The organism is Lelliottia sp. (assembly GCF_045627565.1).
In the GTDB taxonomy this organism is placed as follows: Bacteria; Pseudomonadota; Gammaproteobacteria; order Enterobacterales; family Enterobacteriaceae; genus Enterobacter.
The window spans coordinates 29,135-55,645 of sequence record NZ_JAZQNX010000001.1 but is presented as its reverse complement, the minus strand read 5'-3'; the positions used below and the strand labels follow the sequence as shown (position 1 = coordinate 55,645).

Here is a 26,511-nt window from a genome sequence, read left to right as displayed (position 1 = left end):
TGCGCATTTTTAGCTTTTTCAATTCTGAATGATATCAACTGTATGGTTTTGCCCGTCATCAAGCAGAGGAATTCTGTCGTCCGATAAAATGACGCCATCCATTAAGACCTGGTACTCCATGCCGCCACGCGAAACGGTTATGTAATACCGGCTGTAGCCATGTTGATAGGTTATGCCAAAAGATGACCATTCATCGGGAAACTGGGCATGTAGGGTAAGGACCGTACCGTATTGTTTTATTCCCAGAAGTTCCTCGGTTAGCAGACGGTATGCCCAGCCTGCTGAACCGGTATACCAGCTCCACCCTGCACGCCCGGTATGTGGCTCCACGCTGTAAACATCCGCACTCATGACATACGGCTCCGCTTTATATTTTGCCACTTCGCCAGCATTCAGTGTGTGGTTTATGGGATTTATCATTGACCACAGTTGCCAGGCTCGCGCTTTATTGCCCATTCTGGCAAACGCCATCACTGCCCAGATGGCACCATGCGTATACTGCCCGCCATTTTCTCGCACGCCAGGTAGATAGCCCTGAATGTAACCCGGGTTTGGCCCGTGATTATCAAATGGAGGGGACAGCAGTTTGATGAGCCCCGCATCGCTATCCACGAGATACTTATCCAGCGCCTGCATGGCCCGTCTGCTGTGGTCCGGGCTGGCAGCCCCGGACAGCACAGACCAGCTTTGCGCAATGGCATCAATCCGGCAGTCCTGCGAGGCTTTCGACCCCAGAGGGGTGCCATCATCAAAATATCCCCGCCGATACCATTCGCCATCCCAGGCGGAGGTCTCAAGATTTTTTTGCAGGTGCAGCGCCTGAGAACGACACATCAGCGCGACACAGGCGTCCTGCCGCTGTTCTGCGAGCGTAGCGAATCGCTGTAAAATATCGTACAGGAAGAACCCCAGCCAGACGCTTTCGCCTCTGCCTTCAATGCCGACCTGGTTCATACCATCATTCCAGTCACCCGCCCCCATAAGGGGCAGGCCATGCTGTCCGAACCGCAACCCATGTTGAACCGCTTTTACGCAGTGCAGCCACAACGTCTCTTCGGTGTTGCTGATGACGGGCGTATCATAGACAGATTCTTCACCAGGCTGGAGGAGACGGCCTTCCAGATAAGGAATACACTGCTCCAGCACCGCGGTGTCACCGGTCGTATCGACATAGTGGCATACGGCGAGCGGGAGCCAGAGATAATCATCCGAACAGCGAGTGCGAACGCCGTTACCGTGAGGAGGATGCCACCAGTGCTGTACATCCCCCTCAATAAATTGCCGTGAGGCGCATAGCACAATCTGTTCGCGCAGCCGTTCCGGTGCAGCATGACTCAGCGACAGCGAATCCTGTAGCTGATCGCGAAAACCAAATGCGCCGCCAGACTGGTAGTAACCGCTGCGCGCCATAAGCCGACAGGCCATTGTCTGGTACAACATCCAGCCATTAACCAGTAAATCAACCGTGGTATCAGGGGTAGTGACCACTATTTTATCAAGCACGCTATGCCAGTAATCGTGCACCTTGTTCAGCTCCTGATGCGCGGCATCTTCATTCAGATAACGGGCAAGCGTCGCCTGAGCCTGGGCCTGATTTTCTTCCGCCCCCAGAACAAAAATAAACGTTCTCTGGTCACCATCAATTAATGTGACCACCGACTGTAGCGCCCCGCATGGATCGAGACCAGCACCTGTTTTCCCCGTAAGGCTGTGCTGTTTCATGGCTATAGGGTTTTGCAGGGAACAATTACGTCCAATAAACTCTCGGCGATCACCGGTCAGCGAGCAGTGAATGCCACTGACGGCAAAAAAGGCAGTTCGCCCGCCACCGTTTGCGCCGTAAAAGTTGTTTGCCATCACGCCGCAACCACCCGGTACGCTGACAGAATGCGTCACAATGTGAGGGGCGGTGCGGGTTCGTGATTCCCCGAGCGTCCACTCCACATAACCCGTGACGGATAGTTTACGCGTGCGGCCCGAGTTGTTACTGAGCGTCAGGATGGCAATTTTCACCGGATCTTTTTCGGCGACCAACACCGTCAGCTCAGTGTCTATACCACTCTCACGATGCGCAAACACGCTGTAGCCGAAACCATGACGGGCCAGATAATCCCCCTTCCCGCGTACCGGTAATGCAGTAGGGGACCAGAACGCGCCGCTCTCTTCATCACGCAAATAAAAGGCTTCACCACTACAGTCGCTCACCGGATCGTTTTCCCAGGGCGTTAAGCGATATTCATGGGCATTCTCATACCAGCTATAGGCCTGGCCCGCTTCAGAGATCACGCTGCCAATACAGCGATTTGCCAGCACGTTGGACCAGGGCGCCGGAGTTGGCGCGTTTTCCTTCAGGACAATTTGATACTCCCGGCCATCCTGAGAAAATCCACCGTAGCCGTTGAAATGGCGCAACTGACTGGTATCAGGTGTCCAGTCAGTATGTTGATTGCGTCCGGTCATGGTGTACGAGATAAATGCCCTGGCCGGTGTTTTTGACGTATTCATTCGCAGGCTGAGCTGTTCATTAATGCCACCCGCGCGGTCATCAAGATACAGATAAGCCACACTCATCAAAAGCTGCTTATCATCCGCGGACAGATGTTCGCCATTACGGACAAAAATCCCGCCGGATTTATCCAGCAGGCTGGCACCCGAACCCGCGTTAATTAAATCCATCATCTGCGCCTGCAAGACCTGCTGGTAGCCTCCGGGGCTGTTATTCAGAATGACAAGATCCACTTCCAGCCCTTTTAGTCTCCAGTAGCGATGCGCCTGAATAAGGGTGGTAACGGAGGCTATACTTTCCTCACTGGCGATGCTGAGCAGCACAATCGGTAGATCGCCTGAAACAGCCCAGCCCCACAAACCGGACTGACCACGCCGGTTGCGGCTAATCACCTGGCCATCTACGCGCCATTCCTGACTGGGATAAAGCACCGCGCTGGCGAGACGGTTAAACAAGGTGGCATCATCTTCACTGGCATTCATCTGACGTAACATCACCAGGCTGTGAGACCAGGCCAGTTCAAAAACACGGTCAGCGATGGGATGATCACGATATTTTTCCAGCAGTGTCTGGCTTTGCTGACGGCTTTCACTGATACCATAAACGATATCAATGGTTATCGGCTGTCCGGGTTGCAGCGTGACAGCATGGCGTATCGCCAGTATGGGGTCTAGCACAGACCCCGACGTGTTGCTAAGCGGTCCGTTTTCTCTGTTCGCCATTGCATCAGCAGGGCTCCGGCCACGCCCCAGAAATTTAGCTCTGTCGGTCTCAAACGAAACGCTCTTGGGCTTATCGCCATGCACTACCATCATGTGGAATAGGCAAGGGCTTTTCTCATGCTCCGAGCGCGGACGACGATGGCAGAGAATGGCGTCGCGATCGGGGTCAAGTTCCGTCTGGATAAACAAATTACTGAAGGCAGGATGAGACAGATCGCTGGCGTAAGGCGCGAGCACGACTTCGGCATATGTCGTCAGTTCCAGGGTTCGCGGCAGACGGCCTCGATGCACAAGTGTGATCCGCCGTAGTTCAATATCATCCTCGGGGGAGACTACGACCTGCGTTCTGACGCTGAGTGACCCGAAGGTTCGTCGGAATTCAGCACCCGCATCGGTAAATATCACTTCGTCGCTGTCACCCGTATCGTCACCTGTGGGAAGCCAGGTATTGCTCCATATCTCACCTGTTTGCGGATCGCGAATATAGCAGAATGCCCCCCAGTTATCGCGGGTGGTATCGCTGCGCCAGCGCGTGAGGGCAATATTATTCCAGCGACTATACCCCCCGCCGCCCGCAGTCATCATCAGATGGTAATGGCTGTTGGATAGCAGCTGAACCTCGGGGACCGGGCTATCCGCTGCGGTGAAAATGCGCGGCTCGTAGCGAACCGGTTTGACTCTCCCTTCATGAGACTCGAAGTGACGTCGCGGGCTGTAAAGATCGACGGCATCAGGGACGCGTTCCTGCAACAGCAGGCTCGCCGACTGGAAAGCTGTGCTGGACATGAAACGCTCTGCCATAGGGGCATCAAGCAACACATGCGCCAGCGCCTGAAATGCCATTCCCTGATGATGCGCCATCCAGGACTGTACTACGGCATAAAGCTGACCGGTCGCCAGGCGAGAGGACGTATAGTCCAGTGCTTCATAAAAACCGTACTCACCGTGAGCACCGGTTTTTTCCAGTCTGAACAGGTTCTCACAGGCTTTTTGTGGCGAGACCATCAGTGCCAGAATTGTGGCGTAGGGAGCGACGACCATATCGTCGGCCAGCCCACGGCGAAGACCGAGACCGGGGACGCCAAATGCCTGATACTGATAGTTATGCTGAACATCAAAAGCATGGTAACCAGACTCTGAAACTCCCCATGGCACGCCGCGCTCTTTTCCCCAACTTATCTGGCGCATTACGGCCGACTGACTCATTTCATCAAGCAGGCTACCGGGCCAGGCAGGCATTACCAGATTTGGCATCAGGTATTCAAACATTGAACCACTCCATGACATCAGCGCGGTTTCATTTTCAATCGTGGTGAATAGTCGCCCCAGGGTGTACCAGCTTTTAAGCGGCAACTGATTTGTTGCGATGGCAAGAAAGCTTGTCAGGCGAATTTCGGATGGGAGGAGGTCGTAGTGGCTTTTGTCTGGTGTATTTGTGTCACAGTTGTAACCGACACTGAGCAGGCTGGTCGCTTCACTGTACAGAAATGCGAAATCCATTCGCGCGTGCTCGTCCAGGCGCTGTTCAAGTTCGGTAATAATATCCAGGCGCAGACGGGCTTGCGTTATCACGGATGCCGTAGGTGTCCCTTCACCGGAATAGGTCGCTGTTGCAAGCCAGTTCAGTGACGGTAACGTCTGATCCTTATACAGTGGAGTTAACCAGCCAAGCAGATGCGTCCATTCTTGACAAAGCTGAACCAGCTGATGCTCGAGATGCTCGGTCCAGCGCACAACAAGACTATTCTCCTGATTGTATAGCATCTTCAGATGGTTGCTTTGTGTCCTCATTTTTTTTAGAGCATTAAAAATGTGTGTCGGAGGTAACGACATCGCACTGAGACACTGTTTACGCAACAGCCGCAGGCTGGTAGGTGCGTTCTGACCCCAGTGTCTTTCCAGGATAGACAATGTATCGTTCAGCCCGGCCAGTATCTGTTCACCGTTCAATACGGGCTGCTTACGCATGGCGGACAGCCCCTGACGTAGTGTCAGTAAATGACCAGCCATATTGCCGCTGTCGACGCTTGAAACATAGCGAGGGCTGAGTGGGGCAAGCGTGCGAGTGTCATACCAGTTATACAAATGCCCCCGGAAATGTTCCATTTTATCCAGCGAGTCGAGTGTTTGGGTGATGCGCTGCAATACTTCGCCACCAGGCAGATAGCCAAAATCCCAGGCCGTCAGGTTTGCAAGCAGGGAAAGCCCAATATTTGTGGGAGAAGTGCGATGCGCGATCGTAGGCTCGGGGATTTCCTGGTAATTGTCAGGAGGAAGCCAGTTTTCTTTCGCCGTGGCAAACGTCTCAAAAAAGGCCCAGATTTCGCGGCTTGTCTGACGCAGCAGTTCTTTCTGTTCTTTATTGGGTGAAAACACTTTGCGCACAGGCTGACGGCTCAGCCAACTCATCAGCAGAGGCGCCAGACACCAAAGAATGCTGACAGGTAATGCGATTACCAGGAGCTGCGGTACAAAATGAAAGGTAAGCCCCGTTAATGCTATACCACTTACCACATTCAGCCACATTGCCCGATAAAAACGGACAGCAGATACCTTTACCTGGTCACTTACGGGATTGTGACTGGCCCATTGGCTGAGGTTTCGTCGACTGATGGCCAGCCGCCAGAGCGTTACGCCAATCGCATACAGAGTGTATCCGGCCTCATGTGGCAGTATGGTAAAATTGAGCGCGATGCGGGAAAGTCGCTTCAGCGCACCAGCGACGACCAGCGACAGATGCTGACGCAGGGGTCGGCGAGGAGGTTTACGTAAGAGATCATGGGTGATACTCAAGACTGCAGGCAACAGCCAAACCAGTGTTACCACTCCGAGCCAGTAAAAGGGATTGGGAACCCAAATCAAAGCGCAAAACAGGAGCACAAGTAAAGAAGGCGCTACGAGGCTGCGACGCAGATTATCGAATAACTTCCAGCATGACAGCAGAGATAACGAATTTTTAGCGGTGGTTCCATCCGCTTTTCTGACATGAGGTCTCAGCCAGTTCAGGAGTTGCCAGTCTCCACGTATCCAGCGCGTGCGACGAGCAACATCCGACAGATAATTATTCGGATACTGCTCATAGAGTAAGACTTCGCTTAACAGCCCGGAGCGGGCATAACAACCTTCGAGTAAGTCATGGCTGAGGACCAGATTTTCAGGGCAGATGTTGGCGGTGGCCTGAACAAAAATATCAACATCGTAAATACCCTTGCCGACAAAGGATCCTTCCCAAAAGAGATCCTGATAGATATCTGAAGACATCATCGAATAGGGGTTATTACCTGGTATGCTGCTGCTCAAGGCGGCATAGCGCCCCTGTCCGTTGCGTGGAATCTCCTCCGCCAGTCCTGGCTGTAGAATTCCATATCCTCTTACTACCCTCAGCTTTAAAGGATCATATTCTGGCTTATTCATGGGGTGAGCCATCGTGGCGATCAGCTTATGCGCTGTATCTCGCGGCAGAACCGTATCACTGTCCAGCGTAATGACATATTTAATGTGCACGGGTAACTGGTCTGCTGGCATGCCCTCAACACTGGTAAACTGTGCTACAGGATGGCGTAACCAGTCGTTCAGTAACGCCAGTTTTCCTCTTTTGCGCTCATAACCCATCCAGACGCCCTGCAGAGGGTTCCATTCCGGCTTTCTGTGCAGCAAATAAAAGTTTGGACGGCTGCCAGGATATCGCCGGTTAAGGTTCTGTGTCTCTGTGATCGCCTGACTTAACAGAGCCTGGTTTTCTTCGGTACTTTCACTGGGCGAATCAGCGAAATCGGTAAGAAGCGCAAAACAGAGATTTTCGTCCTGATTACCAAGCCAGCAAACTTCCAGACTGGTGAGAAGTTTGCAGATGCTTTCGTGACTGGTCAGTAAACAGGGAATAGCGACCATAGTCGCGCAATCAGCGGGGATACCTGCCGAAAAATCCATTCGTGGCAGCGGCAGAGGGGTACGGAAACGGGTCGTAACCTCACTTAGCATATCGCTCATTAACTGGCTGACAGCAACAATAAGGGGTAATGCCAACAGTAACAACAACCAGCCCATTCCCTGATGCGATGTTTCGTGCAATATCCCTGCTGTCGTTGCCGTGGTCAACAGGCTCAGGCTGCCTAGCCATGACAGAAGGGGAATTTTGTTGAAACTGTGCCGCACACATATGAGTCTGGACGTTTCAGCCAACAGCTGAATTTCCAACTGCTGACGTCCTTCGCCTGCCAGATAATGACCAATATGATGGGCTGCCGTCCCAGGAGTGGTTTCCCGGGAAAGTGCCAGGACATGGTTTGCCACCTCAGGCTCAGTGAAGTGGCTCTGTCTGGCCAGGATCTCAACAACATGACGATAATGGTCCCGGGTATCAAAGTGCATGCGGGAGTATATGCCTGCGGGATCAAGACGTAACGTCTGTTCCACTACGCTAATGGTTTCAGCAAAATCAGCCCAGTTGGTTTCACTTAGTAAGCGTAAACCGGCGATGCTGTTGCTGACAGAGAGTTGACTGGCAGCGAGCTGTTGATTGAAGCGATGAATGAGGATCTCTGTTGTGACGCCCTGTTCGGCCAGGCGCTGTTCGACCCAGGTCAGAGGCAGGGCCAGTGCATTGCCATGGCCCTGGTGACGGCGTACCAGTTCAGCGACAAATGCGCTGCTCAACGGAGGGCGTGAACGCGCCATGTCAGCGATCACCATGATTAAATCAGCCGGATCATTCTCTGCGCATTCGAAAATTCGTGTGATCCACGTATCTGCCAGGCTTCGTTCTTGCTGGGCTTGTACGACTTCGGCACTGACACGACGCAGGTTTTCGATTAAAGACAGGCGGAGCATGCCCGGCAAAGCCCAGACTTCGCCTAACGTAAGCGGCGTGACGGTCTGATAAGCCGTGATATAGCTGGTCAGGCTGGCGATATCCCACCGCCCATCGCCATGCGCAATGGCCTCTGCGGCAATATCATAAATTCGCGGACAACGGTGTGGGGAGGAGAGTGAAGGCAACCCTTTGCCAAAACTTTTCGGCAAGTGCTGGCGGACGATACGGATCTGCTCCTCAATAAGGTAGTAATTGTCCAGCAGCCACTCCCCGGCGGGCATAATGGTTGTTTTTTTACGTGCATTGAGTTCATAACAGTTTTGCGTAATCGCGGCCTCATTGTCACCCAGCCGCTTAAGGAGGTAGTAAGGCAGTTTATCTGGAGAAATTTTGTGGGTACGAGCCAGTTTTTGACCATAACGCTCCATCTGAGGCATTGAAAACAGCTCTGGTCGCAGAGGAATTTCACCAACCGGGTCGTTAACCGGAAACGGAGCCCAGCCGGGAGCTTGCGTCAGGGGACGGGGGCGGCGAAGCCACGCCCTGGGATTTATTTTCATAGCGTTGCTCTGATGCGACATTAACGCGCAGGAGCAGTTGCGAAATCAGTTCAGAAGGGTTCTCTCAGGATGGGTGTAAGGCATCAGGGATTTAACAGCTGCTAGTTTATATCTGAGTATAGAACATCGTTTTGTGCATGATTCTCTGGAAGGCGCTATCTTGTTGGTATAAACAGGGCTTTACATCCCGGGCAAAGTATGGCCTGTTTCAGACGAATTTTTGAGACTGGCTGAGTCGATTTAGACCCGCAAATGGGACAGGTGACTGTGGCTGCACCACTGATGAGCTTCATTGCGTAATCGATGATAGACATGATGATTAACCTTTCAATGAATGTGCCCTACCCTATCACGTTTGATTATATTTTAATCTATTTTGTTTTTTTAACGCATTCAGACAGCCTCATGCCCAATTTGTATTTTTCAGTCACATACTTTCCATGACTAAGGCATCGATAGTTGTAGTGGTATATTGTCTTTGTTCAGCATAACAAAATGAGAATGAAGCTCTACCAGAGGTACATGATGGACTGACCACACCCCGGTAGACGATTCTGCCCTATAGTTTGAGCATAGGAGGAGCGTATGGGCGTTTCTGCAAAAGGGGCCCGCTTGGAAAAAACGGGAAATATCCTACGTTAAGCCTGTTTTATAAGCAGGCATGACAGACAGCTTTGAGCGAGGAACGGACATCGCATCCTCAGAATAGCAGGAATCACCGGTGTTCCATCACCTGTTGAGAAGTGATGCTTTTCAAGGCAGGAGACTTTATTCTGGTCAAAATCTCTTTATAGGGTATAGCCATGATCACAATAGAGAAATCAGATCCATTTTCTTCAGATTCCCATCGCTTAATCGAAATGCTGTCAGCGGAGCTTGCCGCTATTACGGGTGATAACGGCAAAAGCAACTTCAACGTTGATGCAATGAATGATGACAAAGCATTGTGGGTATTGGCAAAGAATACTCATGGCGAAGTGATAGGATGTGGTGCTGTAAGGCCATTAACGCAAAATATAGCTGAGCTAAAAAGGATGTTTTCAGACCGAAGCGTGCCAGGCATTGGCAAAACGTTACTCGCTTATCTGGAAACATCGGCAATAGAGATGGGATATAACGAACTTAGGCTGGAAACACGACATATCAATATTAGGGCTGTCAATTTTTACGAACTAAATGGGTATGTCCGTATTGAGAATTTTGGCCCATACATAGGTAGGACAGAGGCTGTCTGTTTATCAAAAGCATTGCGCTAATTGTTGTATTAAACGAGTTTGACGTCCGCTCCTGGCTGTGAGTTCAATGGGTCGATGCAACGGCCTCGATAGCCTCCACCTAAAAGGGCGAGCACATGATAAGTGGGGATGTCTGCCATAGTACTTCAACCTCTAGGGGGAAGAAATCGTTAACGTAAGAAGCGTCGTTAAAGGGCTTATTGTAAGCACGCCAGTTGGTGATCCTAAACTCCTTTTTATCCACCGGATTGCCTGCATTGTCAAGGGGATGCTTGATCTGATCCTGCCACTGAACAAAAGTTCGATTTATTCGACAAAGTTTAAAAAAACAAACTTACTCAGTTTACTGCTTACACGGTAAAACCTAAATTCCTCGCAACTTCAAATGGTTCCCGAAACCTGCTTAGAAGAAGGTTGAACGTGCGAAAAATCCAGTGATACTGTATGTAAATACAGTTATGCTGAGTCTCTCATTATGAAGATTTTTTATCCCATAGAGATTGTCCCTTCTATCCATCTTCCTCTCTTTGCGGAACGGGTACCTTGTGGTTTTCCTAGTCCCGCACAAGACTACGTCGAAGATAGGTTAAATCTCAATACGCTTTTGATAGCCCACCCTAGCGCTACGTATTTTATTAAAGTAAGCGGTGACTCCATGGCGGGAGCTGGAATTGGAGATGGTGACCTTCTGGTAGTTGATCGTTCGCTTTCGGCAAGTCACGGCGATATCGTGATTGCGGCTGTCGCTGGAGAATTTACCGTCAAGGAGTTGCGCACGCATCCCGTCCTGCAACTGGTTCCTTACAATAGCAATTACTCCCCCATGACGTTTCATCATCCAGAAGACCTAGAAATATTTGGCGTAGTGACATTTTCAGTGAAGTCACATCAATGACGATGTTTGCTCTGGCTGACGTCAATAACTTTTATACGTCCTGTGAAACAGTGTTCCGCCCGGATTTAAAGGGAAAACCCGTGGTGGTGGTCTCTAACAACGACGGCTGCGTAATTTCGCGTTCAGCAGAGGCAAAAGCGCTCGGCATCACCATGGGAGAACCTTTCTTTAAATTGAAAAATAAAACATTTCCCTCCGCAGTGCACGTATTCAGCTCAAACTATGCCCTTTATGCCGACCTCAGCGCGCGAGTTATGCAGACGCTGACGGAGATGTCGCCAGCCATCGAGATCTATTCAATCGATGAAGCCTTTATCGACTTATCTGGCGTAGCCAGCTGCATGTCGCTGACAGATTTTGGCAAAACCGTGCGAAACCAAGTGTTTAAAAATACCGGACTCACGCTCGGGATCGGCGCTTCGCAAACCAAAACGTTAGCAAAATTAGCAAATTACGCAGCAAAAAGATGGCCTGGCACGGGAGGCGTGGTTGATTTATCCGACATATCACGTCAGCGGAAGCTGTTAGAGCGCGTACCTGTAGAGGAGGTATGGGGGGTAGGAAGGCGCATCAGAAAAAAACTTAACGCTATGGGGATCAGTACAGCGCTGGACTTAGCCAATAGTTCACCGTGGGTAATCAAAAAGCATTTCAACGTTGTTCTGGAAAGAACATTGCGTGAACTACGTGGTGAACCGTGTCTGGCGCTTGAGGAATTCGCGCCAAATAAGCAACAGATTATGTGCAGCCGCTCTTTTGGGCACCGTATTACCGAGTATGCCGATATGCGTCAGGCTGTCTGCGCCTATGCGGAGCGTGCTGCAGCAAAATTGCGTAGCGAACACCAGTTTTGTGCTTTTGTTAGCGTTTTTCTACGCACCAGCCCGCACGCAGATAATGAAATTTATTATGGAAACCAATCATCGGTGAAATTGCTGACACCTTCTGATGATACGCGTGACATCATTTGTGCCGCGACAGAATCACTGGATCGAATATGGGTCGATGGTTACCGTTACATGAAAGCGGGTGTTATGCTGGCTGACTTTTTTAGTCGCGGCACAGCACAGCTTAATTTGTTTGATAGTTTCGCCCCGAAAGCTAATAGCACGGCACTCATGACGGTAATCGACGGCATTAACGCGTCAGGAAAAGGAAAGGTCTGGTTTGCGGGTCAGGGCATCCATAAGCCCTGGGCAATGAAACGTGAGATGCTGTCACCGGCTTACACTACGCGCTACTCAGATCTGCCTGTCGCTAAATGAAAATGAATGCTGGCCTTACATGTACAGTAGCAGCAGTGACAGTATTTTCTCTCGCAGGTTGCCATTCTGTATTTCACAGTTTTCAAGCTCACGTTCAAGCAGAATAACCTTCGCAATCAAGGCTGTTTTGCTCTTACTCGCAAGAAGATAAGCTCTCCGTAATTCTGACGCCGTGGGATCATTAAGTTCAGAGTCCGAAATGGTACGTTTTTTCCGGCTACTACCGTTCAGTGTCGCATGTTTTTTGTACATTGCATGGCATTGCCTGTTCCGCAAGATGGTGGAAGCAGATACGCCTTTTCCCGTAGGGTCTACGCTTTTTGAAGCCAGAACAATCGTCGTTAGGCTGATTTTTAGCCTCCCTGACAGGAGCTCATCAATCGCACGTTTAGCGCAGCAGCACCTTCAGCGTTTTATCCGTGATGATGATATTCTTGACCCGCTTCCCACGACTGCCTTTACTCAGCGACATGAACATGTTGCGAAAACCGCTGACCTTCCAGTCATGCATGGTCAGCGCGCAGGCCTCGTGTATTCTGCAGCCCGTATCGAAAAGTATTCTAACGAGCGCTATATCCTGTAGCTTCCAGCCACACTGTTCGCCTGAGGCCAGCACATGCCCCATGAGTTCCGGATCGTCCAGATACTCCGGGATCCATTGATTATCTTTAATTCTGTAATACGAAGAGCTCAGTCTGAGAGGACGCCAATGGTCAATGCCACTGTCTGATGGCATCGGCGGTCTCTGGTGTATTCTCACAAAGTCATCAAGATGCTGTAGCCGGATTTCGGCAATCATATTTTTGGCTTGGGGTAAATCAAGAGGGTGAAGATGGGAATACAGCTGCATCGAGATAAGCAGCTGATAAAAAGATCGCAGCGCAGCTAACAGATGATTAATCCGGTGGGCTTTTCCCCAAGTAACCTGTACCTTGCGAATATCTTCTCCTGACAAATCGCGTGCGAAAAATAAAGTACAGTGCAGTTGGGTTGTCAGGAAATGTTCGAGCACAGCACGGACCTGACTACTGTTGCCCAGCAAATCCCAATGCTGGCGTTTCACTGTTTCATCCTGTCCAGCCCAGGAAAAAAAAGCCAGAAGATGCCTGAGATAAGCCTTAACTGTGGCTGGTGAATGATACCTGTCGGCTCTGCACGCATAAACCGTCAACGTTAAATGTGGCAACCCCTGAGAATCTGTTACATGAAAGAGAAAATCACCGCTACCGCGACGTAACTGAAACATATATACCTCTCCTCTAATGCTGGCAGCATATGGCAGATGTACTGATGTAACTGGGTTTTTGATTGAGTGTAGAACAGCAGTGTTACACAGCAAAAGCCGCTAATTTTGCCGCGAAAAAATGGCCCCAGCTCGGTGGCGTGGTTGACTTGTCTGACAGCGAACGGCAGCGAAAACTGCTGACCCGGATGCCTGTCGGAGAAGTGTGGGGCGTGGGGCGACGGATCGCTAAAACGCTCACTATGATGGGCATTGAAACGGCGTTGCAACTGGCCGACAGCTCAACCTGGGTTATCCGCAAACACTTCAACGTTGTGCTGGAGCGTACCGTGCGTGAACTCCGGGGCGAGCCGTGCCTCGAAATGGATGAGTGCGTGCCGACGAAGCAACAGATTATTTGCAGCCGCTCGTTTGGTCATCGCATTACGGAATATCAGGAGATGCAGCAGGCCATTTGTGCTTACGCCGAACGGGCCGCCGAGAAGCTTAGAGCGGAACGACAGTACTGCTGCGTCATTAGCGTATTTATGCGCACCAGCCCGCACGCCGAAAACGACGTGTTTTATGGCCCGCAGGCCAGCGGTCGTCTGGCGATCCCGTCAAACGATACCCGCGATATTATTCGCGTCGCCAGCCAGGCGCTGGACAGGATCTGGAAAGACGGTTTCCGCTACATGAAAGCGGGCATCATGCTGAGTGATTTTTTCAGCCAGGGCGTCGCGCAGCTCAATTTGTTTGATGAATATCCGCCGCGACCCGACAGCCAGACGTTGATGCAGACCATTGACAAGCTGAATGTCTCAGGGCGTGGGACGATATGGTTTGCCGGGCAGGGTATTCAAAAAAGCTGGGCGATGAAACGGGAAATGCTCTCTCCGGCCTATACGACGCGATACGCGGATTTACCTGTGGCGAAATAATCATTTCCGCTCGGGGAACAAGACAGTAAGCTTTGCTGATGAAACCTATTCAGGTATCCGATAATGAATCATTCTGCTTTAGGGTATCGCGCCTTTGGCAAGCCTGAATCCGTTCTGCAAGTCGAACTGAGATCACCCGAACCGCTGTCTGCCGGGCAGATCCGGGTGCACATGCGCTTTTCCCCGGTGAATGCGTCGGATCTCATTCCGATGACGGGCGCCTATCGTCATCGGACGCCGTTGCCAGCGGTGGCAGGTTACGAAGGCGTCGGCGTGGTAACGGATGGGCCACAACATTTGCTTGGGAAGCGCGTGCTGCCGTTACGCGGGCAGGGTACCTGGCAAAACATTGTGGATTGCCCTGCGGCGCTGGCGATCCCCGTGCCGGACGACATCGACTCAACGCTGGCGGCTCGCGCGTACATCAACCCGCTGGCCGCCCAAATGATGCTCAATCTTTACTCTCCTCGGGGAAAGCAGATCGTGCTGACGGCGGCCGGGTCCGACTGCGGCGTGCTGCTCGGGCAATGGGCGCTCAAGGCGGGCGCTGACGCGGTGTATGGGATTCACCGTTCTCCTGCGCATGGCGAAAGGCTGCGGGCGATGGGTATTATTCCCGTTTCGCAGCAGGATACGGCGGCCATTAGCGCCATTGCCGCACGGGCAGAAATTGTGTACGACGCTACGGGTGGCAGGTTAGCGGACAGGATTCTGAATGTGATGCCTGAGACAGGGCTTTTTGTCTGCTACGGTTTGCTTTCGGGTCAGCCGTTCAGGCAGCAGCCGCAGGTGCGGTGGTTCCATATTAGAAACTCTCTGGATGGGTTAAGTGTTGATCAATGGCAGGCTGAATTTTGCGAAATCTGGCCGAAACTGCAGGCAAGTTGCTATGGCGACGTGACGCTGTTTCCGCTGGCTGAGTGGCGATCGGCGCTGGCGAATTATCGCCAGGCAGGACGGCTTGCTAAGCCCATGTTCGCGATGCACGACTAACGCGTTCCAGCCCTCTCGTGAGAGAGAGCTGTTGCGAAAACTTATCGGTGGCTCATATCGCTCAGCAACACGGCGATAGTTTGTCCACCAGCGGTCTGTTCCAGCCCGATTTTGACAATAATCGTCAGTGGAACAGAGAGCAACATGCCCACCGGGCCGAGCAACCATCCCCAGAAAATCAGTGATAAAAAGACCACAAGCGTGGAAAGCCCAAGCCCGCGTCCCATCATTCTTGGCTCCAGAATGTTACCGAAGACCAGATTAATAATTAGATAGCCCGCCAGGACGATCAACGCATCGTAAAAACCGCTAAAGACCAGCACCTGAGCAATCGGGGGGATTGCGGCCAGCACCGAGCCGATATTGGGAATATAGTTAAGTGCGAAGGCCAGCAAGCCCCACACAAACGCAAAGCGCACATCCAGCGCGGCAAGCATGGCCCAGGCTACCAGCCCCGTCACAATACTGATCGCGGTTTTGAGTACCAGATAGCGCGACACGCTGTCCAGCGCGCGTTGGATTGCACCCATGCCCTCAACCGGTCGCACCATCATCTGCTGCAGTTTGACCGGCAGTTGCGGCACCTCGACGAGCATAAAAACAACGGTCAACAGCAGCAGGAAAATGGAGGTCATGGCGCTGGAAAGCTGCGCCAGAATACCCGTCACCAGCGTCATCGCCGCATTCGGATCGACATACTTCAGCAACTCCTCAACGGACACCTCAATACCCGCACGCTGCAGCCAGGGTTCCAATTGCTGCAACGGAATCACCAGTTTTGAACGGTACTGCGGCAGCGTTCGCGCCAGCTCGTTCAAAGATGTTCCAAGATAGGTCACCAGCAGCGCCATCGCCATGATGATAATGGTGATGAGCAGCGAGATCGCCAGCACCCGTGGTATGCGCCAGCGGACCATTCGCTGCACTAAGGGGTTAAGGATCACCGCGATAAACAGCGCCAAAATGAAAGGCACGATGATATCGGCGGCAAAGCGGATACCGGTGAGAATAATCACCAGCATTCCAAGCATAATGACGATTTTTAATCCGTTCAGAGTAATGATGGGCTTAGCCATGTGAGTTCCTGCTCTAATCCTTTTTTTTATAATAATAGCGATGCGCCATTAATATGCGAATGTAAGTTAAACAAGCAGGGTAAAGAAATGAAAAATTTTTGAGTTAATTCTTAGCTTGTGGTACAAATCAGGCGTGTTTAACTACCGAGGACAATTTTCATCCGCAATGACGAGAAGCAATACCGCGGATAATTGTAATATTATGGACAATCTGTTCAGGACGTACTTTTCAAATAACACCGCTATTTTCTCAACCTCTCTCTGCCTGCTGTCCGGTGAGCAACACTGGCGCAACGCGCTATAGTCCTGCCTTCTGCCTGAGCTGACGCTATGCGTTTAGCTATCTGACGTATTTCATTTTTTGGGTTTGTCGTTTTCGACAAGCTGCAATGGATTATATTCTCAAGCAGGAGAAGAGCATGTTTTACTGGATACTATTAACCCTGGCCATCGTCGCTGAAATTACGGGTACTTTGTCGATGAAGTGGGCAAGTATTAGTGATGACAATACTGGCTTTATTTTAATGCTGGCGATGATTTCCCTTTCGTATATTTTCCTGTCATTTGCGGTAAAAAAAATCGCGCTCGGCGTGGCGTATGCGTTGTGGGAGGGGATCGGTATTCTGTTGATTACGCTGTTTAGCGTAATGTTATTTGATGAAGCCCTGTCAACAATGAAAATTGCCGGTCTGGCAACGCTTGTGGTGGGTATTGTGCTGATTAAATCAGGCACGCGCAAACCGACAAAACAGCCGAAGGAGCAGGCCCATGCAACAGTTTGAATGGATTCATGCAGCCTGGCTGGCGTTCGCCATCGTGCTGGAAATTATCGCCAACGTGTTCCTGAAATTTTCTGATGGTTTTCGCCGAAAGTGGTTCGGTTTGCTGTCCATCGCGGCAGTATTAGGCGCATTTAGCGCACTTTCTCAAGCGGTAAAAGGGATCGATCTGTCGGTCGCCTACGCGCTGTGGGGTGGTTTCGGTATCGCCGCCACGCTGGCAGCGGGTTGGGTTCTGTTCGGCCAGCGGCTCAATCGCAAAGGCTGGATTGGCCTGGTTCTGCTGCTGGCAGGTATGGTAATGATAAAACTGGCCTGATGTGATCGCTGCCTGCATTTACGGGCAGCGAAATTCGCGCGCTGTATTACGCTTAGAAATACGCCCTTTCAAGAGAGCCGCGAATGTATAACCCCCTAAGCTGGCGTAATATTCCTTCCGCAAAAACCCTGTTTGTCATGATTTTTATGGCGGGGATCGGTTTGGTCGTTTCCGTTGTCGCGCTGCTTTACCTTTCGCTGCACCTGATCAGCAGTAAAACCAATGAGATAGATGAACACCGCTCTGCGCTCTCCGTACAGGGTGCGATCCAGACGTCGGCGAATCGCGTCTGGTCGCTGGTGATTGATAATGCCGTCTGGGATGATGCGGTGCGGGAAGTGTATCCGCCGGTGTTAAATACCGACTGGCTGTATAACACCTGGGGAGCAGGCTTTAAAATCAATAACCTGTACGACGGAACCTTCGTGCTCGACGAGCGTTTTCATGTCATGTGGGGCTCATTTAAGAGTCAGCCGTTTAAAGAAACCAACCTCGATTTTTTTGGATACGGCCTGAAAGCGTTGATCCGTGAAAACGCGAAGGCATTGCAGGTCGAAACGACGATTTATGCCGGGATCACCCGCACGCGGCAGGGGGTCGCCTTTGTTGGGATTGGGCTGATTCGTCCCATGGTGGGACGCTTGCAGGTGAAGAATGACGTCCGCCGTTATCTGGTGATTACGCGTCATATCAACCCGCAGATCCTGAGCGATCTGGGCAATACCTTCCAGATTGAAAACCTGCATTTCACCCGGGATCACACCAGCGAATCCAGCATTCCGCTAAAAAGTTCGGCGGGCGAAATCCTGGGTTACCTCAACTGGCAGCCGCAGCGGCCCGGTGCGCAGGCGGCAAGTGCAGCATCCAACCAAATCACCCAAATCGTTGTTCTGGCCTCGGCGCTGATTTTGCTGTTTATTCTGGTGAGCAGCGTGGGGCTGTACAAACTCGCCCGGGGCGAAAATCAGGCCAGACGCGTGGCGCGTACCGACTGGCTGAGTCATCTGCCGAATCGACGCGCGTTGATCGAAGAGCTGGAACGGGTGAGTTTGCGCGGCGATATCGACGTGAAAACCGTGGTCTTTATCGATCTGGATGGCTTTAAGGATGTGAATGATATTTACGGCCATGACGTGGGCGATGAACTCATTATTCTGCTGGCAAAGGCACTGCGCGAGAGGGTGCCGCAGGGCGGAATGCTGGCCCGAATGGGCGGCGACGAATTCGCGATGACCATTGGCGGCGACCCCTCCCAGGCGCAGGCCTTGACCTTTGCAAACGATGTTCTGGCGTTCCTGGATGCGCCGGTACGCATTGGTGAACGCACCATCCATATCAGCGCCAGTATTGGGCTCGCCAGCGGCACGCTGATCGACTGTACCAGCTCGGAATTATTCCGCCGGGCAGACATCGCGATGTACCACTCAAAAATCACCGGAAAAGGGCGCATCACACAGTATGATGCCGAACTGAACAGCGCCCGCGAGCGGCAACTGGCGATAGAAAATGAAATTCGCGACGGCATGGAACGAGATGAATTTGATGTCTGGTATCAGCCGATTATTGACGCCCGTAGCCAGAAAATGACTAGCGTGGAAGCGCTGGTGCGTTGGCCGCGTCGCCCCGCGGGCGAGCTAACACCGGATGAATTTATCAGCATTGCTGAAACCAGCGGGCTGATTTATAGCCTGGGTCAGTTCGTGCTGCGCCGCGCCTGTCATGACCTTGAACCGTTCAGCGATCTGAAACTGTCAGTCAATATTTCTCCCGCCCAATTTCGCGATCCCGAGTTTGAAGAAAAGGTCGCGAAAGTCATTGAGATGACCCGTTTTCCGGCAAATCGGCTACAGCTTGAGGTCACCGAAACCTACGTTCTGGAAAATCCTGAACGCGCCCGCGCCGCCATCGCCAATTTGAAAGCGTTGGGAACCGCCGTCGCGCTGGATGATTTTGGCACGGGCTATTCCAGCATTGGATATTTGCGCCGCTTTAATTTCGATACCATCAAAATCGACAAATCCCTGGCCGGGCTGGTGGATAACGACGAGCAGGCGATCGCCCTGGTCAGCGGAACGGTGCGCATAGCGAGCGCATTGGGTATGGCGGTAGTTGCCGAAGGGGTGGAAAACGAAAAGCAGATGAAACTGCTGCGCCTCGCGGGCTGTGACCAACTGCAGGGATTCTTGTTCAGTCGGCCGATGCCCATCGAGGCGATTATTGAATTACGTAAAGTCAGATACTGCTGAGTTATTCCTGCGACAAGGTTTCCAGTTTGTCGCGAAAACCGGTCACCGATAACGCACGGTTATCCGCGCGCCAGCGATCTTTGGCCGCCGGAGCCGAACTCTGCACACCAATCAATTGCCAGCCTTTGTCGGTTTTCAACATCAACGGTGAACCGCTGTCGCCCGGCAGCGTGTCGCATTGATGCGATAACACGCTGGTTTGCGCCCAACCGGTGACGATGCAATCGGTATGCGTATAGAGTGAATCCAGATGATCGACCGGATAACCGGACTGGGTGACTTTGCGATCGGCGGCTTTGAGCGCCTCGGTCAATGCGCCTTTATCGCCGTCAAATAACGGCAGCGGCGTGATACCTGACGGCGGATAGCGCAAAATGACTAATCCAAAATCCCACTCCGCCGCTGACGGGGGAACAATCCAGCCATCGCCATCGGGCTTTAAACGTTTACCCAGCGACGGTTCGACGCGGCCTTCCACGCCATGAATGTCATAACGCCAGACGCCTTTTTTGGAGACAAAACGCAGCGCAACGACTTTATCTGGTTTGCCTTTCGGTGGAATAAGCAGACAGTGTCCGGCGGTCAGCGCCAGATGAGGGGAGATCAAGGTTGCGGTGCATAAGTTACCGCTCGCGGTTTCCAGTTGCCCAATGGCATCCCAGGGTGATTCAGTCGGATCGGCGACACGCGTACGGTCATCATGACCAAAAAAAAGCGTTTTGATCTCTTTCGCGTTCACCGCGTCGTCGTCGCCGTCATCCGCATGGCTAAAACCAGAAAAGAGGCAGAACGTTCCCAGTAAGCACACAACTATTTTCCGCATATCACACTCTGGTGGGGTAATTATGATTATTAAAAGTGAACCCTATTAAAATACTATAGACGGGACGGCGAGAAAGTGGGAGTAAAATCAGCGTGCTACATTCAGGAAAGATAAAACCGACAGGCGATGAGCGCGCATAAAATAAGCGTGAAAAGAATGAACTCAAACCGATAGCGTCGCAGCATACGGCCTCCGGAAATAAAAACGGCGCTGATCCGATTCCGGTTCAGCGCCGGTCTACAACGCGCCCCGAGGGGCGCGATTAAGCTCGAACGCTTATGCAGCTGGCTGAGCAGCAGGTTTAGCCGCTTCGTGTTTCACTGCTTTTTTGTGATGCTTTTTAGCGGCTTGCGCTTTCTGCGCTACGGCAGGTTTAGCAGCGGCTTTGTGGTGTTTTTTCGCAGCCTGGGCTTTCTGCTCAACAGGAGCAGTGGTCGTTGCCGGAGCGGCTTCTTGTTTTTTCACTGCTTTTTTGTGGTGTTTTTTAGCAGCCTGAGCTTTCTGCTCAACCGCTTTTTTGTGTTTTTTGTGGTGCACAGTTTTCGCTGGTGCTGCTTTAGTGGTGGTCGCCGTTGCGGTAGCGGGTGCCGCGGAAGACGTTGTGGTTTCAGCAGCAAACGCAGCAGAAGACAGACCCATAGCAGCGGCAACAACCAGAGCTAATACTTTTTTCATTCTCATACCCTCGAATTTGGTTTTTCATTTAACCCCACTGCGGGGCCGTTGAAATAACTATATCCATTTGGGGTCGAGGCTTCCGTGAGTCATTGGTTTCGGCGTGTAACGGAATGTACAACGCCGGGGACTGGCCCCGGCGCGGAGTATTACAGATAGCGGGAGGTGAGATGTTCACGGAAATAACGGCTATTCAGATCTTCACCGGTTGCCTGCTCGATCAGCTGCGAGGTGGTAAAGCGGCTGCCGTGCTGCCAGATATTCTGGCGCAGCCAGTCAAACAGCGCAGAGAAATCGCCGCCCGCAATCGATGACTCCAGCCCCGGTAACGCGTTTTTAGCGGCGCTGAAGAGCTGCGCAGCATACATCGCGCCCAGCGTGTACGACGGGAAGTAGCCAAAGCCGCCGTCAGTCCAGTGGATGTCCTGCATACAGCCGTTACGGTAGTTGTCTTTGGTCGACAGACCGAGCCATGATTGCATTTTTTCATCCCACAGCGCCGGGATATCTTCCACTTCGATTTCACCGTTAATCAGCGAGCGTTCGATTTCGTAGCGCAGCACGACGTGCGCCGGATAGCTCACTTCGTCCGCATCGACGCGGATGTAGCCCGGCTTCACGCGCTGGTTCCAGGCGATAAAGTTCTCTTCGCTGAAGGCGGCCTGACTGCCAAAACGCGCATGAACAGCCGGGAGCAGATGTTTCAGGAAAGCGTTGCTGCGCCCGAGCTGCATCTCAAAGAACAGGCTTTGTGATTCGTGAATGGCCGTCGAACGCGCCAAAGCGACGGGCTGCCCGAGCCAGTTGCGCGGCAGATTTTGCTCATAACGCGCATGACCGGTTTCATGCACCACGCCAAACAGCGCGCTCAGCAGTTCGTTTTCGTCGTAACGCGTCGTGATGCGGACATCTTCAGGGACGCCGCCGCAGAAGGGATGCGCACTCACATCCAGACGGCCCGCATTGAAATCGAAGCCCAGCATTTGCATGGCTTCCAGACCGAGTTCACGCTGAACGGCGGTTGGGAAAGGCCCTTGCGGCGGAACAAACGATTGTTGCGCCTGTTTTTCCACCACGCGGGCGAGCAAATCCGGGAGCCAGGATTTCAAATCACCAAATACACTGTCAAGGCGGGCACTGGTCATATCCGGCTCAAAGATATCGAGCAGGGCATCATAAGGGGTGCAACCTTTCGCTTCGGCACGCAAGCGCGCCTCTTCACGGCTGAGTTTGACGACCTCTTTGAGATTGGCGGAAAAACCCTGCCAGTCGTTGGCCGGACGCTGCGTACGCCAGGCGTGTTCACATTTGCTCCCCGCCAGCGATTTGGCTTCAACCAGCGACTCCGGCAGTAAAGACGCTTGCTGAAAGAGACGTGTCATCTCGCGCAGATTGGCTTGTTCGACGTCATTTAAATCTTCGCTTTCGGCAGACGCCAGCCATTCACCGACTTTCTTATCGGTGAGGATCTGATGCTGCAATACGCTCATTTCGGCCAGCGCTTCACCTCGTGCCTGGCTGCCGCCCGGCGGCATCATGGCGAACATATCCCAGCTGGCGATGGAGGAAAGGTGCGAGAAGCGGGAGAGACGCTGGAACGTGCGGGTGAGTTGTTGATAGTTATTGTTGTTCATGAAGTCCTCGTGTCTGAATCGGGCAATCACAAAAAGTAGCATCCGACCGACTGAAACACGAGGTTATTCAACGTTAATGCAGACGTTTATGCAGACTCATCCCCACCAACAGCGCGGCGCAGAGCATCAACGCGATAAATCCACCGACACCATTCCAGCCATAGCGGTGCCAGAAGACACCGCCGAGCGTCCCGGCGATGCTTGAACCCAGGTAATAGCTGAAGAGATACAGCGAAGAAGCCTGGCCTTTCGCGCGACGGGCGCGCGGGCCAATCCAGCTACTGGCGACCGAATGCGCAGCAAAAAAACCGGCGGAGAACAGCAGCATTCCGGCGAAAATCAGCCATAAAGATGAGAGCAACGTCATCAGCAATCCCACTAGCATCACGCCAATAGACGTCAGCATGACCGGGCCGCGTCCGAAACGCGCGGTCATTGCACCCGCTTTGGGCGAACTCCAGGTGCCGGTGAGATACGCCACGGACAGCAGGCCGACAAACGCCTGGCTCAAATGCCACGGCGAGAGCATCAGGCGATAGCCAATATAGTTAAACAGCGTGACGAACGAACCCATTAACAGGAAGCCGGTCAGAAACAGGCGCGGTAAACCTTTATCGCGCCAGTGCAGACGGAAATTGATCAGCAGCGTTTTGGGCCGCAGCGACATGGGACGAAAATGACGTGATTCCGGCAGAATTCGCCAGAACAGGAGTGCAGCGGCAAGGGCGAAGCAGCCAATCACCGCCAGCGCGATGCGCCAGTTAAAGAGATCGGTGAAAACACCGCTGAGCAGGCGGCCGCTCATGCCGCCAATCGAATTCCCGCTAATGTACAAACCCATCGAAAAGGCGACAAAACTGGGGTGAATTTCCTCACTCAAATAGGTCATTCCAACTGCCGCGACGCCGCTTAATGACAGTCCAATCAGCGCGCGCATCACCAGAATCCCGTGCCAACTGGTCATCATTGTCGACAGCAGGGTGCACACAGAGGCCAGCAGTAACGCCGTGACCATTACCGATTTGCGTCCGATAGAGTCCGAAAGCGGGCCGGTAAACAGCAAACCGACCGCCAGCATGCCGGTTGAAATCGAGAGCGAAATACTGCTGCTGGCAGGCGACACGCCAAATTCATGAGATAACACGGGCAGAATAGGTTGAACGCAATACAGCAGGGCAAATGTCGCCAGTCCTGCCGAGAAGAGCGCCAGCGTGACGCGCATGAAAGAGGTTGTACCACGTTTGATAAATTGGGCTGGCTGAGGTGTTGCGGGTAAATCATCAATGTCGCTTGCCGGGGCGATATCAACGGTTGTTGTACGACTCACGTAAAATCCTTGCGAAAACGTCCCGCGATGACGGGGGATGGGAATGACCACAGGATCAGGGTAGGAAATTGGTAATATTCTGTCTAATATATTAATAATCTCAAATGATACGTTAAACATATGAATATTGAGCTGCGCCATTTACGCTATTTTATTGCCGTGGCCGAGGAGCTGCATTTTGGCCGTGCGGCGGCGCGGCTAAATATCTCCCAGCCACCGCTGAGTCAGCAGATTCAGATCCTGGAGCAGCAGGTGGGGGCGCGATTACTGGCCCGCACTAACCGCAGTGTCAGCCTGACGGCTGCGGGCAAACAGTTTCTTGCGGATAGCCGACAGGTGCTGAGTATGGTGAATGACGCGGCTGCCCGCGCAGAGCGTTTACATCTGGGCGAGACGGGTGAATTGCGTCTCGGATTTACCTCGTCAGCCCCGTTTATCAGCGCGGTTTCGCATACGCTGTCTTCCTTTCGTCGCCATTATCCGGATGTGCATATCCAGACCCGCGAGATTAATACGCGTGAACAGATTGTTCCGCTGAATGAAGGATCGCTGGATTTGGGGCTGATGCGCAACACGCAGCTACCCGACACGCTGGCGTGGGAGATGATTTTACGGGAACCGTTAATGGCGATGATCCCGCGGGATCATCCGCTGGCAGCGAAGCCGTCAGTAACACTGGCCGAGCTGGCGCAGGAGCCGTTTGTCTTTTTCGATCCCTATGTCGGGACCGGTTTGTACGATGATATTTTGGGTTTGATGCGTCGTTACGGGTTATCGCCAGTGATTACCCAAGAAGTCGGTGAGGCGATGACGATTATCGGTTTGGTCGCCGCCGGATTAGGAGTGTCGATTTTGCCCGCCTCGTTTAAACGCGTGCAGCTAAGTGAAATGCGCTGGGTGGCGATAGCTGAAGAGGATGCCGTATCGGAAATGTGGCTGGTTTGGCCAAAACATCATGAGCTCAGCAACGCGGCACAGCGTTTCAAAAAACAGCTGATTGAGGGGACCCGATAAACAATTTTTGCTATAATGCGCGCGAAAAATGTGCGGTAAATCACATGGCTAAGTAAATATTTGACGACTACGTGTCAAGTGCTTCACCATAGCCCACAGTTTATTTCGAAGCGCGAAAATAAGGATGTAAGAGGTGGTTGCTGCTGATAGTCAGCCTGGACATATTGATCAGATTAAGCAGACCAATGCGGGCGCAGTGTACCGTCTGATTGATCAGCTTGGTCCGGTTTCGCGTATCGATCTTTCTCGTCTGGCTCAACTGGCGCCTGCCAGTATTACCAAAATTGTACGAGAAATGCTGGAAGCCCACCTGGTGCAGGAAACCGAAATTCAGGACCCCGGCAGCCGTGGCCGTCCGGCGGTCGGCCTGGTGGTGGAAACGGAAGCCTGGCATTACCTGTCGATCAGAATCAGTCGTGGCGAAGTATTTCTCGCGCTGCGTGATTTGAGCAGCAAAATGGTGGTGGAAGACCGTCTTGAGTTGCCGCTCCAGTCTGAACAAACGCTGCTCGAGCGTATTGTTATTCATATCGATCAATTCTTTATCCGTCATCAGCAAAGGCTCGAGCGCTTAACGGCTATTGCGATCACCATGCCCGGAATCATTGATACGGAAAATGGGATTGTCCACCGAATGCCGTTTTATAATGATGTGAAAGACATGCCGCTGGGTGAAGTGCTCAAAGCGCATACGGGCGTGCCGGTCTATATTCAGCACGATATCAGCGCCTGGACGATGGCGGAGGCGTTGTTTGGCGCGTCCCGTGGGGCGCGTGATGTGATTCAGGTGGTTATCGATCACAATGTGGGCGCAGGGGTCATCACCGACGGACGTTTACTGCATGCGGGCAGCAGCAGCCTGGTGGAGATTGGTCATACGCAGGTTGACCCTTACGGCAAGCGCTGCTATTGCGGTAATCATGGCTGTCTGGAAACTATCGCCAGCGTCGAAAGCGTGATGGAGCTGGCGCAGTTGCGCCTGAGCCAGTCCATGAGCTCCTCTTTACATGGACAACCCTTAACCATGGATTCGCTGTGTGGCGCGGCGCGTCAGGGCGATCTGCTGGCAAAAGATATTATTACCGGTGTGGGGAACAACGTCGGACGCATTTTGGCCATTATGGTGAACCTCTTTAATCCGCAAAAAATCCTGATTGGCTCACCCCTGAGCCAGGCCGCCGATATTCTGTTCCCGGCGATTTCCGACTGTATTCGTCAGCAATCCCTTCCGGCGTACAGCAAAAATATCGTGGTAGAAAGCACCCAGTTTTCTAACCAAGGAACTATGGCAGGCGCAGCATTGGTGAAAGATGCGATGTATAACGGCTCGTTATTGATCCGGTTGTTACAGGGTTAACTGTTTTTTCACTGATGCCATAAAATTTGCGCTAACTCAATCTGGACTCTGCGCGCATACCTTAGACTCACTCCACTGAATTATTTACCTGGTTTATATTTTCAAAGCA

18 protein-coding genes and 1 pseudogene are annotated in these 26,511 nt (G+C 52.3%); 10 read left to right on the top strand and 9 right to left on the bottom strand.

Annotation, left to right across the window (positions count from 1 at the left end; genetic code table 11):
* Positions 1–18: 18 nt before the first annotated feature.
* Positions 19–8,601, bottom strand: coding sequence for a GH36-type glycosyl hydrolase domain-containing protein (locus tag ACKI5T_RS00275; protein WP_407434761.1), 8,583 nt, complete (start codon positions 8,599–8,601; stop codon positions 19–21).
* A 155-nt stretch (positions 8,602–8,756) separates the two neighbouring features.
* Positions 8,757–8,915 carry a YnfU family zinc-binding protein gene (locus ACKI5T_RS00270; RefSeq protein ID WP_273542843.1) on the bottom strand — a complete coding sequence of 53 codons (159 nt, stop codon included), beginning with the start codon at positions 8,913–8,915 and terminating at the stop codon, positions 8,757–8,759.
* Between the two features lie 489 nt (positions 8,916–9,404).
* Between ACKI5T_RS00270 and ACKI5T_RS00265 the strand changes: the two genes are divergently transcribed.
* The 3 genes from ACKI5T_RS00265 (at position 9,405) to umuC (ACKI5T_RS00255) (ending at position 11,996) form a co-directional block, all read left to right on the top strand.
* Positions 9,405–9,857 (top strand): GNAT family N-acetyltransferase, encoded by a 453-nt coding sequence (locus ACKI5T_RS00265; protein WP_202693490.1) that lies wholly within the window; start codon positions 9,405–9,407, stop codon positions 9,855–9,857.
* A gap of 454 nt (positions 9,858–10,311) precedes the next feature.
* Complete coding sequence (gene umuD / locus ACKI5T_RS00260; protein WP_336994275.1) at positions 10,312–10,731, top strand: translesion error-prone DNA polymerase V autoproteolytic subunit; 420 nt, start codon at positions 10,312–10,314, stop codon at positions 10,729–10,731.
* A gap of 2 nt (positions 10,732–10,733) precedes the next feature.
* Positions 10,734–11,996, top strand: coding sequence for a translesion error-prone DNA polymerase V subunit UmuC (gene umuC, locus ACKI5T_RS00255; RefSeq protein WP_202693668.1), 1,263 nt, complete (start codon positions 10,734–10,736; stop codon positions 11,994–11,996).
* 388 nt (positions 11,997–12,384) lie between these two features.
* On the opposite strand, the gene ACKI5T_RS00250 is transcribed toward umuC (ACKI5T_RS00255), so the two are convergent.
* Complete coding sequence (locus ACKI5T_RS00250; RefSeq protein ID WP_407434758.1) at positions 12,385–13,242, bottom strand: hypothetical protein; 858 nt, start codon at positions 13,240–13,242, stop codon at positions 12,385–12,387.
* An 89-nt stretch (positions 13,243–13,331) separates the two neighbouring features.
* Between ACKI5T_RS00250 and umuC (ACKI5T_RS00245) the strand changes: the two are divergent.
* Positions 13,332–14,159, top strand: a pseudogene (gene umuC, locus ACKI5T_RS00245) (translesion error-prone DNA polymerase V subunit UmuC); the annotation flags it as partial.
* Between the two features lie 63 nt (positions 14,160–14,222).
* On the top strand, positions 14,223–15,152 hold the full coding sequence (locus ACKI5T_RS00240; protein WP_407434756.1) for a zinc-dependent alcohol dehydrogenase family protein: 930 nt from the start codon (positions 14,223–14,225) through the stop codon (positions 15,150–15,152).
* A 41-nt stretch (positions 15,153–15,193) separates the two neighbouring features.
* Here ACKI5T_RS00240 and ACKI5T_RS00235 read toward each other — a convergent pair whose 3' ends face one another.
* On the bottom strand, positions 15,194–16,228 hold the full coding sequence (locus ACKI5T_RS00235) for an AI-2E family transporter (protein ID WP_407434754.1): 1,035 nt from the start codon (positions 16,226–16,228) through the stop codon (positions 15,194–15,196).
* A gap of 419 nt (positions 16,229–16,647) precedes the next feature.
* Between ACKI5T_RS00235 and mdtJ the strand changes: the two genes are divergently transcribed.
* The 3 genes from mdtJ to ACKI5T_RS00220 all read left to right on the top strand — a co-directional run bounded on the left by mdtJ (position 16,648) and on the right by ACKI5T_RS00220 (position 19,572).
* Positions 16,648–17,010, top strand: a complete 363-nt coding sequence (mdtJ, locus tag ACKI5T_RS00230) for a multidrug/spermidine efflux SMR transporter subunit MdtJ (protein ID WP_407434752.1) — start codon at positions 16,648–16,650, stop codon at positions 17,008–17,010.
* Positions 16,997–17,326 (top strand): multidrug/spermidine efflux SMR transporter subunit MdtI, encoded by a 330-nt coding sequence (gene mdtI, locus ACKI5T_RS00225; protein WP_012017303.1) that lies wholly within the window; start codon positions 16,997–16,999, stop codon positions 17,324–17,326. The genes mdtJ and mdtI overlap by 14 nt, the downstream gene beginning before the upstream one ends.
* 83 nt (positions 17,327–17,409) lie before the next feature.
* Positions 17,410–19,572 (top strand): EAL domain-containing protein, encoded by a 2,163-nt coding sequence (locus tag ACKI5T_RS00220; RefSeq protein WP_407434750.1) that lies wholly within the window; start codon positions 17,410–17,412, stop codon positions 19,570–19,572.
* Position 19,573: 1 nt separating this feature from the next.
* Here ACKI5T_RS00220 and ACKI5T_RS00215 read toward each other — a convergent pair whose 3' ends face one another.
* From ACKI5T_RS00215 to ACKI5T_RS00195, 5 genes are all read right to left on the bottom strand, one after another.
* Complete coding sequence (locus ACKI5T_RS00215) at positions 19,574–20,395, bottom strand: trypsin-like serine peptidase (RefSeq protein WP_407434748.1); 822 nt, start codon at positions 20,393–20,395, stop codon at positions 19,574–19,576.
* Between the two features lie 101 nt (positions 20,396–20,496).
* Positions 20,497–20,580 (bottom strand): hypothetical protein, encoded by an 84-nt coding sequence (locus tag ACKI5T_RS00210; protein ID WP_407435123.1) that lies wholly within the window; start codon positions 20,578–20,580, stop codon positions 20,497–20,499.
* Between the two features lie 91 nt (positions 20,581–20,671).
* The gene (gene asr / locus ACKI5T_RS00205) at positions 20,672–21,070 is read right to left on the bottom strand and encodes an acid resistance repetitive basic protein Asr (protein WP_012017306.1); all 399 of its coding nucleotides are present in this window, start codon (positions 21,068–21,070) and stop codon (positions 20,672–20,674) included.
* A 149-nt stretch (positions 21,071–21,219) separates the two neighbouring features.
* Positions 21,220–22,704 carry a carboxypeptidase M32 gene (locus ACKI5T_RS00200; protein ID WP_407434746.1) on the bottom strand — a complete coding sequence of 495 codons (1,485 nt, stop codon included), beginning with the start codon at positions 22,702–22,704 and terminating at the stop codon, positions 21,220–21,222.
* A gap of 73 nt (positions 22,705–22,777) precedes the next feature.
* Positions 22,778–24,031 (bottom strand): MFS transporter, encoded by a 1,254-nt coding sequence (locus ACKI5T_RS00195; RefSeq protein WP_407434744.1) that lies wholly within the window; start codon positions 24,029–24,031, stop codon positions 22,778–22,780.
* Positions 24,032–24,151: 120 nt separating this feature from the next.
* Between ACKI5T_RS00195 and ACKI5T_RS00190 the strand changes: the two genes are divergently transcribed.
* Positions 24,152–25,045 (top strand): LysR family transcriptional regulator, encoded by an 894-nt coding sequence (locus ACKI5T_RS00190; RefSeq protein WP_407434742.1) that lies wholly within the window; start codon positions 24,152–24,154, stop codon positions 25,043–25,045.
* A 133-nt stretch (positions 25,046–25,178) separates the two neighbouring features.
* The gene (gene mlc, locus ACKI5T_RS00185; protein WP_407434740.1) at positions 25,179–26,402 is read left to right on the top strand and encodes a sugar metabolism global transcriptional regulator Mlc; all 1,224 of its coding nucleotides are present in this window, start codon (positions 25,179–25,181) and stop codon (positions 26,400–26,402) included.
* Positions 26,403–26,511: the final 109 nt, after the last annotated feature.